General features: G+C 40.4%; 7 protein-coding genes. 5 read left to right on the top strand and 2 right to left on the bottom strand.

Translation table 11 applies throughout. The features are described from left to right. From HC176_RS08045 to HC176_RS08025, 5 genes are all read left to right on the top strand, one after another. Positions 1-4,566: T9SS type B sorting domain-containing protein (locus HC176_RS08045; RefSeq protein WP_209309688.1), on the top strand; the 4,566-nt coding region annotated here is incomplete at its 5' end. Between the two features lie 103 nt (positions 4,567-4,669). After that, positions 4,670-5,614 (top strand): PorP/SprF family type IX secretion system membrane protein, encoded by a 945-nt coding sequence (locus HC176_RS08040; protein ID WP_167917682.1) that lies wholly within the window; start codon positions 4,670-4,672, stop codon positions 5,612-5,614. A gap of 12 nt (positions 5,615-5,626) precedes the next feature. Continuing rightward, positions 5,627-7,555, top strand: coding sequence for an OmpA family protein (locus tag HC176_RS08035; RefSeq protein WP_167917681.1), 1,929 nt, complete (start codon positions 5,627-5,629; stop codon positions 7,553-7,555). Positions 7,556-7,622: 67 nt separating this feature from the next. Beyond that, the gene (locus HC176_RS08030; RefSeq protein ID WP_167917680.1) at positions 7,623-9,554 is read left to right on the top strand and encodes an OmpA family protein; all 1,932 of its coding nucleotides are present in this window, start codon (positions 7,623-7,625) and stop codon (positions 9,552-9,554) included. Positions 9,555-9,647: 93 nt separating this feature from the next. Next, positions 9,648-10,202, top strand: a complete 555-nt coding sequence (locus HC176_RS08025) for a hypothetical protein (RefSeq protein WP_167917679.1) — start codon at positions 9,648-9,650, stop codon at positions 10,200-10,202. 2 nt (positions 10,203-10,204) lie between these two features. On the opposite strand, the gene HC176_RS08020 is transcribed toward HC176_RS08025, so the two are convergent. Both HC176_RS08020 and bshA read right to left on the bottom strand, forming a co-directional pair. Beyond that, positions 10,205-11,731, bottom strand: coding sequence for a GH3 family acyl-acid amido synthetase (locus tag HC176_RS08020; RefSeq protein ID WP_167917678.1), 1,527 nt, complete (start codon positions 11,729-11,731; stop codon positions 10,205-10,207). Between the two features lie 83 nt (positions 11,732-11,814). Beyond that, positions 11,815-12,954, bottom strand: a complete 1,140-nt coding sequence (bshA, locus tag HC176_RS08015; RefSeq protein ID WP_167917677.1) for an N-acetyl-alpha-D-glucosaminyl L-malate synthase BshA — start codon at positions 12,952-12,954, stop codon at positions 11,815-11,817. Positions 12,955-12,959: the final 5 nt, after the last annotated feature.

Here is a 12,959-nt window from a genome sequence, read left to right as displayed (position 1 = left end):
ACGAGAACATACACCTACACTTATACGGACTGCGCCAATAATTCAGATACTTGGGCATTTACCTATACCATCGAAACACCAGCCTTTACCATACCAGATGCAGACGGAGAAGCCACGGTGGAATGCATCGCCAATGCCACCGAAACCTTCACCCTGCCAACAGTTACCGATGCCTGTGGCAACACCCTGTCGCCCTCTGCTGCTGTGGTTACCGAAGACCCGGACCCGCTGACCTGTGAAGGAACAAGAACATATACTTACACCTACGAAGACTGTGCAGGAAATACAGATACCTGGGCATTCATTTACACCATTGAACGTACCGCGTTTACATTACCGGCAAACGGAGGCGAAACAGTAGCCAACCTTGCGGAAGCAACAGAACCCGTGCCACCAACTGTTTTCGATAATTGTGGAAACGAACTAACGCCATCGGAAGCAGAAAAATCGGAAACACCAGATTGCCAAGGCTCTGTGGTATATAGTTTTACCTATGAAGACTGTGCCGAAAACACCGCAGCTTGGACTTATACCTACACCGTAGAACTGGCTCCGTTTACACTACCAGAAGACGACGGCAGCACCATAAGCTGTATTGAAGACGCAACAGTACCCACGCCGCCCACTATTAACGATGCCAATGGTAACAATATCGTACCCGTAATGACCGAGAATACCCCAGGCTGCGAGGACGACAAAATTTACACTTTTACCTATACAGATTGCGCAAATAATACTGGAGTTTGGACTTATACTTATGTCTTTGACTTACCAACAATCAATTACAACGAACCCGAAGAACTTGAAGTAGCTTCCTGTAATTTTGAAGACCAAGAAGCTATTAACAACGCGTTTACCACTTGGGTTAACGAACAGACTGATGCGATAGCCGTTAGTGGCGGATGTGATCCTCAACTAAGCAACAACAGTTCATCTGTTGCCACCCCCCAATATTGTGACGGAGGTTCAGCCACCGTAACCTGGACCATTACCGACCGTTGCCAAAATATTACCGTTTCTGCCGATTTTATTTTGAACAAACAGCAAAACGTTGAGCACGAAGAACCTCATGATAAAACCGTAGAAGCCTGTGAATTTTATAAAGATGACATCGAAAATTCACAAGAAGCTTTGAACAGTGCCATTGCTGCATGGGTGATCGAACAAACCGAAATAAACGAAACCACCCTCATTGGTGGATGCTCGCCAACGGTATCCCATAACTTTTCCGAACAACCCCAAAGCATCGATATATGTACTGGTGGTTCTATTACCGTAACCTGGGCCATCAACGATTTTTGCCAAGGGCACACGCACCAGGCCACTTATACGGTGGTTGCCCCAGAAGAGCTGACCTACGATGCGCCTCAAGACGACCCCTCTAATAATGCTTCGGAATTTGACGACCCCGATGCCGATGTGGCCCAGCAAAATCTTGATAATGATATTGCTGCATGGGTAGCGGCACAAAACGATGCCATAACCAATAGTTTAGATGGAGGCTGTGACCCTAAAGTTACTAACAATTTTACCGACCAGTCCATTTCGTTCTGTACCTCGGGAAGCATCACCATCACATGGACCATAGAGGATCTATGCGGTACTACCAACCCAACGGCTACCTACACCTTTACCCAGCCAGATGGCATTACCTTCACCAATCCGAGCGATGAGGACGTAAACACCTGTAGCTTTGACGGTGACGACCCGCAGGGCCAGCTTAACGATGCCATTAGTGATTGGGTTGATGAACAGACCGGCATCATAACCAACAGCCTTTCCGGAGGCTCTCCCGACGTGATGCATGATTACAGCGGAGCGACCATTGACATTTGTCAAGGCGGGAGCATTACCGTTAACTGGAGCATAGATGATATTTGCGAGACTATCAATGTATCGGCTTCGTATTCAGTTGTACCGGCAGATGCCATCGCATATACCGCTCCCTCCGACCTGGACAGGCAGTCCTGCGACTATGCCGACCAAAATGAAGTGGACACCGCTTTCAATAATTGGGTAGCGGCTCAGACAGCGGCCTTTGCAACTACCGGAGGCTGCAGCCCAACATTGGCCGACAACAGTGCCAATGCCACCATCCCGCAACTGTGCGACGGCGGTTCGGCCTCTGTTACCTGGACCATTACCGATTTGTGTGAGACCATTAATGTTTCTGCAGATTTTACAATAACACCAATGGCCACGGCTACATTTACAAATCCAACCAATGGCTCTTCGGATGCATGCGATTATAACACCGACAACCTTGCTGCGGCACAAAACAGCTTAAATGCAGACATCGTTGAATGGGTAAACACCCAAACCCAAAATATTGACGATAGTTTTTCAGGAGGTTGCTCGCCTTCGGTTTCCAACGATTTTGAAAATCAAACCATCGATTTCTGTACTGGCGGCTCTATTACCGTTAACTGGGAAATATCCGATTTATGTGACACCGTTAGCGTGAGTGCCGAATATACCTTTACAGCACCCGAAGCCCCTGTTTTTGAACAAAGCACACCCGAAGCAACTTTAACCGTAGAGTGCGATGCTGTTCCGGAAGCTGCCGTAATAACGGCTTCAAATTCATGCGGCGCCATCGATGTGGTGTTTACCGAAGAACGGATTGACGGCGAATGCCCCAACTCCTATGTTTTGGAAAGAAACTGGACAGCAACAAATATTTGCGGAGTAACCGCTACACACCAGCAAATCGTTACCGTACAGGACACCACACCCCCGGTATTAACACTGCCTAAAAATGATACGGCCGAGTGCAGTGCCGACCTATCGACCATTGCTTTTGGCGAAGCCACCGCGACAGATAATTGCGATGCCAACCCATTGGTAACTTATCAAGATAAAATAACAAACGGTTCGTGCCCTGGCGATTATACCATAACCCGTACCTGGACAGCAACCGATGCCTGTGGAAATACCGTTAGTGCAAACCAAACTATTTCAACAACAGATACTACGGCCCCAACCTTCGACCAAACCACGCTTCCTGGAAATATAAAGGTAGAATGCTCTGGTATTCCTGAACCTGAAATATTAACCGCTACCGACAACTGTGGTACTGCTGTTGTAACTGTTGAAGACAAACGGACTGATGGCAACTGCCCTAATAATTATGAAATCACAAGAACCTATAAGGCCACCGATGAGTGCGGAAACACAGAAACCCACGTTCAAACCATTACGGTACAGGACACCACACCCCCCGTATTTGTTGAAGATTTACCTGAGAAAAATATCGAGGTGGAATGTGACGCTATTCCGGTACCCGAAACCTTAACGGCTACCGATACCTGTGGTTCGGCCACGGTTACGGTAAGTGACACAAGAACCAATGGCAACTGCCCTAACAGCTACTTTTTGGCACGTACATGGAAGGCTGAAGACGAATGCGGATTAACAACAACATTTACACAAATCATCACCGTAAAAGATACCACGCCACCTACATTTGTGGAAACTTTACCGCGCGATATTACCGTAGAGTGCGATGCCGTTCCAGACGCCGCTACCATTACGGCTACTGATAATTGTGGTGATGCCGTAGTAACCGTAAACGACGTAAGAACCGATGGTAGCTGCCCAAATAGCTACTCCATAGAGCGTACTTATACAGCAACCGACGAGTGTAATTTAACAACAACACATAAACAAATTATTACCGTTCAAGATACGACTGCCCCTGTACCTACAACCGCTTTTGAAGAAACCATAAACACCAGTTGTATCGATATTGAGGCTGCCCCCGAATTGGAGTTTACCGATAACTGTTCAACAAACGTTATTGTAGAATTTGAAGAAACAAGTACTTTCGAAGAAGGCGTTTTTGCAGATTATCAAGTGATAAGAACTTGGACGGTAAGTGATGCGTGTAGCAACGAAGCTGTTTACACACAAACGGTAAATGTGACTTTAGATGAAATCTATACCGAAGTTAACGCTCAAGATAGATGTTTTGATGACGGTCAGGTAAACTTAAGAAGTTTCCTTTCTGAAAGTGTAACCTCTGGAACTTGGGAAATTATTGAAGGTAACCCAATAGCTACGATTGAAGGGGATATTTTCGACCCAACAAATTTAGAGGATGCATATACCGAAGAGTTCAACCCGAACACCGAAGGCATCACTTATGTGTTGCGATTCACTGGGTTTGAAGATGGCTGTATGAACGTTACCGATGTGACCATGGTTATTGATGCCAAGTGTAAAGTATTGCCATGTGGTGAAAGCGACGTTATCATTTCAAAAGCCATTACCCCAAATGGAGATGGCAAAAACGAAACCTTTGATATTGAAGGTATCGACCTTTGTGGTTTTGTTGCAGAAATAAAAATATTTAATCGTTGGGGAGCTCTAGTATATGAGTCAAACAACTACACCCTTGGAAGTTTAAGAACATCTGGATTAACAGGTGATTGGGATGGAAGCGCTCCAAATTCATCATTCGGAAATTCAGGCAAGTTACCTAACGGTACTTATTATTACATTATAAATTTAAGAAATAGTGGACTCAGTCCATTAACAGGCCCCATATATTTAGGAACCAAATAAACATTAACCTATGAAATGAACCTTAACGGTATTTCGAAATTTAGCCGAAATGGTTGTTATGGTGAATGACATCTGAAAAAACAAGAACGTAAAATTTAAACAGATGAAATTTATTAAAACTAATATAATTGTTATTGCACTATTTAGCTGTGTTTATTCCGTGGCGCAACAGTTACCACAATTTACACAGTATATGTACAATACCATCTCTATAAACCCTGCGTATGCCGGTAGTAGAGAAGCGCTCAGTATTGTTGGTTTGCACCGTAGCCAATGGGTTGGTTTTAAAGGTGGGCCAATAACCCAAACATTGTCCATCCATACCCCCTTAAGGAACGATAGAATTGGCTTGGGGTTGTCATTCATTGAGGACGATTTAGGCCCACAAAACTTTTCATATTTATATGGTGATTTTTCATATTCCATTCCAACAGGATGGGACGGAAAATTGGCTTTTGGTTTAAAGGCAGGATTTACTCAATACAGTTTCGATTCAGATTTTATGAATGACACAGATATTCAAAATGATAATTTTTTCAAAGGTTTTGATAACCGCTGGGCTCCAAATGTAGGTGCTGGTATTTACTGGAGTAACGATAGGGTTTATGCAGGTCTATCAACCCCAAGAATATTAAACACAGATACAAACAGAAATGCCACAGACAGTAATAACCAGGATTATGAAGCACTTGAAAGGTTAAGCTACTACTTTACAGTGGGTGGCGTTATAGATCTTAGCCAATACGTTAAATTCAAACCTGCTGGTTTAATAAAAGCCACGAACGGTGCGCCGGTTTCATATGATCTTACTGCCAACTTCCTTTTCAATGAAAAGTTTTGGTTGGGTGCTTCGTATAGAATCAATGAATATACTGCTGCCATTGGTGGTATTGCAGATTTTCAAGTATCGAGACAATTGCGTATAGGTTATGCTTATGAAAAACCTATTTCAGAAATTGCCGATTACACCTCCGGAACCCATGAAATTTTATTGATTTACGAATTCAAATTCATAAACTCAAAACTAAAGTCTCCAAGATATTTCTAATACTAATTATCTATGAATCGTAAAAATTACATATTAGTTGGTATCGGAATCTTAATGAGCATTTCGGTGTTTTCCCAACAAGGAAAACAAAAAAGAGCCGATACTCTGTTCAACAAATTCTCGTTTGTAAAGGCTGCCAAAGTTTATACCGAATTGGTTCAAAATAATTACAACAGAGATTATGCCACCCGAAAACTGGCAGATTGCTATGCACTTTTAAGAGACCCGAGAAATGCGTCACGCTACTACAAGAGTGTTGTAAAACAGAAAAATGTTCCTGTTGAATACTATTATAAATATGCCCAGTCGTTACGGGGCATGAAAAAATATGACGAGTCGCAAATCTGGCTTCAGCGGTTTAAAGATTCTGGGGGTGTTGTGGATGCCGACGATTTTTCAAAAGACATCAATTTTATCACCAGTGTATTTGGTGCCAAACAACAATATTTTTTAGACCGCGTTCGGTTCAATTCAAAATACAGCGATTTTGGTGCTTTCGAGCATAACGGAAAAGTCTATTTTGCTTCATCTCGTGATGAAGGTGTGGCTATAAAACGCGTTTATGGCTGGAACGAGCAACCCTTCCTTGATGTTTACGTTGCCGAAGCTGGTAGTAGACGAAATGTAGACCATACCGCCAAAATAAAAGGCGACGTTAATTCCATTTACCACGATGGCCCTGTTACTATCACCAAAGATGGTAAAACCATGTATTTTTCCCGAAATAATTTTAAGGATGATATTGAGGTAAAAAGCAAAGGCGGACTCACCAACATGAAAATCTATCGCGCCACATTAGTCGATAGCGTTTGGACTAACATTGAAGACTTATCCATTAATGGTGATAACTTTTCAACCCAACACGCGGCATTGAATAAAGATGACAGCAAACTTTATTTTGCTTCAGACCGCCCCGGTTCCGTTGGCGGATCTGATATTTGGGTGGTTGATATTTTTCCTGATGGAACTCTAAGAAATTTACAAAATCTTGGCGATGTGGTAAACACCAAAGGCGCTGAAGGCTTTCCGTTTATCAACAATGAAGATATTTTATTTTTCTCATCAGACGGACATACGGGTCTTGGATTGCTTGATGTTTTCGCTAGTATTAAAGATGAGGAAGACGAATCGAAAATTGTTGATGTTATAAACCTTGGAATACCAATAAACTCCAATAGTGATGATTTTGCTTTCACGATGAATCAAGATGGTATTACGGGTTATTTTGCTTCAAACCGACGTGGGGGGCGTGGCAGTGACGATATTTATGCGTACCACCGAGAACCTGTTTTGCATGTTGAGGGCGTAGTTACCGATGCTATTAACTCCAACCCCGTTCAAGGTGCAAAAATTACACTTTATGATGACAACGATCAACCTGTAGCATACATGGAGACCGATGAAAATGGTTACTATCAAATTAATATAGATCGTAATAGAGACTATAAAATTGTGGCTAGCCAAGATAAGTACATCGACGATTACAGAAAGTTTACATCAAAAAATATTCAAACCGAACTTATAACAATTAACGCGAATCTTTTGCTTAACCCGGTTCAAGATGTGGTTAAATTGGCTAAATTGGATTTGAACACCATTTATTTTGATTTCGACAAACACACCATCAGAAAAGATGCCGCCGTTGAGTTGAATAAAATAGTGAGTTTGATGAAAAACGATTATCCTGAAATGGTCATCCGTATTGAATCGCATACCGATTCGCGAGGAAGATTGTCTTACAATGATAAATTGTCAATCGATAGAGCCAACGCCACATACGAATATTTAATTTCAAAAGGCATAGATCCAAAGCGTATTACCGAGCACCAAGGTTTTGGTGAACGTCGATTAACGAACGGTTGTGAAGATGGTGTAAACTGTGAGGAAGAACAGCACCAAAAAAACAGACGTACCCAATTTATTGTGGTTAAAATGGAATAAAACATTACAGCCCTTTATGATAAAACCACAACATACCGCATAAGATTTTTTAATTAAAAAAGTCCCCATGAAATTAAAAAACTACATTATAACCTGCTCTTTAGTGTTATTGGCATTAAACGTCAATGCCCAAGAAAGTACGCTAAAAAAAGCCGATAACAAATTCGATAAATATGCTTTTGTAGATGCAGCAAGCGCCTATAAAGAGCTTATTGAAAAAGGCTATCATACAGATTATGCCACTCGGAAGTTGGCTGATTGTTACGCTTATATGCGAAGTCCTGAAAAGGCTGTAGTGTATTACAAGATGGCAGTGCAGCAAGAACATGTGCCAATAGATTATTATTATAAATATGCCCAAGCCCTTCGAGGTATAAAAGACTATAAAGAGTCTAGAGTGTGGTTGGAAAAATTTTATAATGCTGGCGGAACCATAAATGAAAGCTTATACCGCAAAGATGGAGAATTTCTGAATTCCATTTTTAATGCCGAGCATCAATATTTTCTTGAAGACGTCAATTTTAATTCGAAACTAAGCGAATTCGGGGCTTATGAAAACAACGGCAATTTGTATTTTGTATCTTCACGTGATGAAGGTGTGGCCATAAAACGCAAATATGCATGGAATAAAGAACCCTTTTTAGATGTATACGTTACTAATAAAAATGCTTTGGACTCCATAAAAATCGACCACTCCAACAAACTAAAAGGCAAAGTGAATTCGGTTTATCACGATGGGCCAATCACCATAACCAATGATGGGAAAACCATGTATTTTTCAAGAACCAATTTTATAAAAAACACTTTAAGTCGTGATAATTCGGGCATTTCAAGCCTTAAAATTTACAAAGCAACACTAGTTGATGACTCTTGGACAAACATTGAGGAGTTACCTTTTAATGATGACACCTATTCCAATGGCCACCCCGCTTTAAGCGCCGACGGTTCTAAATTATATTTTGCCTCTAATATGCCAGGCGGTTTTGGTGGTACCGACATCTATTATGTTGACATAAAAAATGATGGCACTTTCGGAAAACCCCAAAATTTAGGCAGTACAGTAAATACCACAAAAAATGAACGTTTTCCATTTGTTAATAATGAAGGCACGCTTTTCTTTTCTTCCGATGGCCACCACGGATTAGGCCTATTGGATATATTCGTTGCCGTTACTGATGCAAATAATGGTTTTGTGAACGTGGTTAATCTCGGTGTTCCGGTGAACTCCAGTAAAGATGATTTCTCCTTTTTTGTGAGTGATGATGGTACTTCGGGCTATTTTGCTTCAAACCGAAACGGCGGACTTGGCAGTGACGATATTTACGCTTTTAACAGAAAATTACGCATAAAACTGGAAGGCACTATTTATGATAGTGAAAACAATGTGCCGTTGCCTAATGCTGTAGTAACTCTAATGGATGCCAATGGCAAAGAAATTGCATCGTTTCCTTCGGATGAAAATGGAGCCTATGAAATTAACATAAATCGTGATACCGATTATATGGTAAACATTTCGAAAGACGGTTACTTGAACAAAACAGTTCCTGTAAGCACGAAAGGTTTGGCCCCTTCGGTTAAAAATCAGACTGTTGACTTCACTTTACAACCTATTGCAAAACCAGAAAAAGACGAACCGATTAGTGACCTTGGCCCAATTTACTTTAATTTTGATAGTGCCAGCGTCAGAAATGAAGACACCACCGAGTTAGACCGTATTGTTGATTTGATGCAAAATAAGTACCCAGAAATGACTATTGAAATCCAATCGCATTCCGATTCGAGAGGGCCTTCATCTTATAATTTAGTTTTATCTGAAAGACGAGCCAAATCCACTTATGATTATCTCATTTCTAAAGGCATCAATGCGGATAGAATTGAATCTTATAAAGGTTATGGCGAGGATAAATTGGTGAATGGATGCGACGGCACGGTTAAGTGCTCCGAAAAACAGCACCAACAAAATAGACGAACCAATTTTATTATAATCAAAGCCAAATAAAAAATAACCCCGAAATTTCGGGGTTATTTTTTTAGTCAATATTTTAATTAATAACACTAAGCATATCGATTTCATTTTGTTAAAATGTGCTATATGGAATCGAAACACAAAATACCGCAACTGATTAAACAAGAAGTTAAAACGGCTTTAAATTATTTCCCCAGCCTGAAAGATGTTACTATTGAATTCAAATTCAAAAAAAACATCAAAAAATCTACCATGCAGGCGCAACCAAAGTTCAGCAGTATTTTCAAACCCAGAAATCAACGGAGCTACGTTATTTTAATTAGTGAAACATTTAAAATTTCAGACAAGACCTTTCTAACTAAAAATATTCCAACCGAGATTTTAATCGGTTGGATTGGCCATGAGTTAGGCCATATTTTGGATTACCAAAACCGAAGTAATATTAACCTCATTTGGTTCGGTATAAAATATTTACTTTCTGAAAACCATATTGTAGAAGCCGAACGCGCTGCCGATACTTATGCCGTGCAACATGGTATGGGTGATTACATTTTAAAAACAAAAAATTTCATATTAAATCACGCCAACATCACCCCTATTTATAAAGCACGTATAAAGAAATACTATTTATCGCCCGAGGAAATTATGGAGTTGGTTAATATCAAAGAGGCGGTACCTTAGGTTTAATTTTTATTTACAAATTTTTCCCATTCAGAAAATTTTTCCTCTTTCATTACGCGTTCCATTTTTACCTGTCCACCTTTTTTCTTGTTTTTAGCATTCCACTCATGGAACATTTCAGGGCTTACTAAATTTACTTTTACCCCGTTTAATGCTTTACTTCGTGCTACCTTATAATTTTTATTCGCGTTTTTTAAAGTTTCATCCAGTTTTTTGGCCACCGCTTCGGTATCCAAATCTTGTTTCTCTGATCCCAAATACCAGAAATGATAAAATTCGCCATCGTCACCACGCTTAGCACAAATGGTATACTCAGGAATTTTAGTTGCAAACTGCTCTTCCAAAAATCGCATGGCATCATCCATTTTATTTACAGACAACTGTGAGCCTACGGTATTCAGGAAAAACTTGGTGCGACCCGTTATTTTTATTTCGGCACGTTCAATATTTGTAAATTCGATGGTATCGCCAATAATATAACGCCATGCTCCACTCACCGTACTGATAATAAGCACATAATCTTGATTGAGCTCTACTTGGGATAAACTTATCGATGGAGCATCCTGTGCCAAAGATCCATCTTCATTAATGTACTCGGGCTTAAAAGGAACAAATTCAAAGTAAATGCCGTGTTCGGTGTTAAGTTGCATGGCATCGGTTTCTGGCCGTACTTGGGTAGCAATATAGCCTTCGGAAGCCAAATAGGTGTCTATCACTGTTACCTCCTTGCCCATAAGTGCGTTGAAACTTTTTTCATAAGGGCCAAATGCCACACCGCCCGAAGTATAAACCTGTAGGTTGGGCCAAATTTCATGAATATGATTTAAGTTGTGATATTCTATTACTTTTTGCAGCATGAGCTCTATCCACGACGGAATGCCACTTAAGGCACCAATATCCCAGTCTTTAGCACGCTTGGCTATTTTCAAAACACGCTCATCCCAGTCGTCAATTTGGGCTATCTCTTCACCAGGTTTATAGTAACCTTTAAACCAAAACGGTATATTACTTGCGCTTATACCGCTAATTTCACCTTCCAAAAAACTTTCGTTTTTTTCTAAATCGGTAGAGCTTCCAAGCATCATAATTTCCTTCTCGAAAAAATCGGCTGGTAAGTCGAAATTCTTAAGTGACAACACTTGCTTGATGCCCGATTTTCGGATGGCTTCAATCATATCGTCGGTAACTGGAATACGCTTACTTGATTTTCCGGTAGTTCCTGAGCTCATCGCAAAATAAGACAAAGTTCCGGGCCAAGTAACATCGTTTTCACCTTCCTTTATTTTATGCCACCACTCTTCATTGATTTTATTGTAATCGAAATATGGAATGGTTTTAGCAAATTCGGCTTCCATATTTTCTGAAGCTAAAATAGCTTCAAAATTATAATGCTTTCCGAATTGAGTGTTTTTTGCTTTTTCGAGGAGTTGTTTTAATGTATTCTTTTGAGCTTCAATGTGATTTGTTTCTGAAAATAACGTTTCAGATAAATCAATCACGCCCTTTATGATATTACCAAGGATTGCCATGTTAAAATCTTTATGTGAAAATTACTGTTTTTGGCTCTACTTTAGTAACTCAAAACGTTTATATTTTGATGCTTTTTGTAGAATTACAGCACCAAACATTTAGACAAAGTATCTTGATAAATAGCCTCATATTTTGGAACGATACTATGCAAATCAAACTTCAAAGATTCCTTTCTAGCAGCATCTTTAAATTGTTTCAATCGCTTTTCGTCGCTTAAAATATGAATCGCATTTTTGCTCATATCCTCAACATCTCCCACATTGCTCAAATAGCCAGAAACGCCGTGAACATTAACCTCTGGGATACCACCCGTGTTACTGGAAATTACGGGAACCCCCGAGGCCATGGCTTCTAAAGCAGCAAGACCAAAACTTTCTGTTTGTGAAGGCAATAAAAACAAATCGCTAAAACACAAAATTTTATCAATTTCGTTGCTTTTTCCGAAGAACACAATCTTGTTTAAAATACCAAGTTCATTACACATGGCCTCCACTTTTTCCTTTTCTGGCCCTTCCCCAATAAACATAAGCTTTGCGGGCATTTCCTTTTGGATATTGTAAAATACGCTTATAACATCCTGAACACGTTTTACTGGCCTTAAATTACTAATGTGGGTGATTATTTTTTCATCTTCCTTAGCCATCATGCCTCTTTGGCAATCTGGAAAACCATTGTGCTTATATTTTTCCAAATCGATAAAATTCGGCACCACATGAATGTTGTTCTTAATGTTGAACAAGCGTAAAGTGTCGTCCTTTAAGCTTTTTGAAACGGCTGTAACAGCATCCGATTTATTAATACTGAAAGTAACTGCCGGTTTGTAAAACGGATGGTTCCCCACTAAAGTGATATCCGTACCATGAAGCGTGGTTACAATTGGCACATTAATACCTTCCTCTTGTAGCATTTTTTTTGCCATGTAGGCAGCATAGGCGTGCGGAATGGCGTAATGCACATGCAACACTTCTATTTTGTGCAGTTTCACCATATCGACCAATTTACTGGAAAGCGCCAGTTCGTATGGCTGATAGTGAAACAGCGGATATTCAGGAACGTTTACTTCGTGGTAGTGTACATTGTTACTGATAAGTTCCAACCGCACCGGTTGGCTATAGGTAATAAAGTGGATTTCGTGCCCTCGTTTAGACAATTCCAGACCCAACTCTGTGGCCACTACTCCACTACCGCCAAATGTAGGGTAGCAAACAATTCCTATTTTCATACGTT

Source organism: Tamlana crocina (assembly GCF_012037625.1).
This window is presented reverse-complemented; position numbering and strand designations above follow the sequence as displayed.

Bases quoted from the DNA above. Each gene is read 5' to 3' on its own strand.
- HC176_RS08040 (WP_167917682.1), top strand. From the start codon at position 4,670: ATGAAATTTATTAAAACTAATATAATTGTTATTGCACTATTTAGCTGT.
- HC176_RS08035 (WP_167917681.1), top strand. From the start codon at position 5,627: ATGAATCGTAAAAATTACATATTAGTTGGTATCGGAATCTTAATGAGC.
- HC176_RS08030 (WP_167917680.1), top strand. From the start codon at position 7,623: ATGAAATTAAAAAACTACATTATAACCTGCTCTTTAGTGTTATTGGCA.
- HC176_RS08025 (WP_167917679.1), top strand. From the start codon at position 9,648: ATGGAATCGAAACACAAAATACCGCAACTGATTAAACAAGAAGTTAAA.
- HC176_RS08020 (WP_167917678.1), bottom strand. From the start codon at position 11,731: ATGGCAATCCTTGGTAATATCATAAAGGGCGTGATTGATTTATCTGAA.
- bshA (WP_167917677.1), bottom strand. From the start codon at position 12,954: ATGAAAATAGGAATTGTTTGCTACCCTACATTTGGCGGTAGTGGAGTA.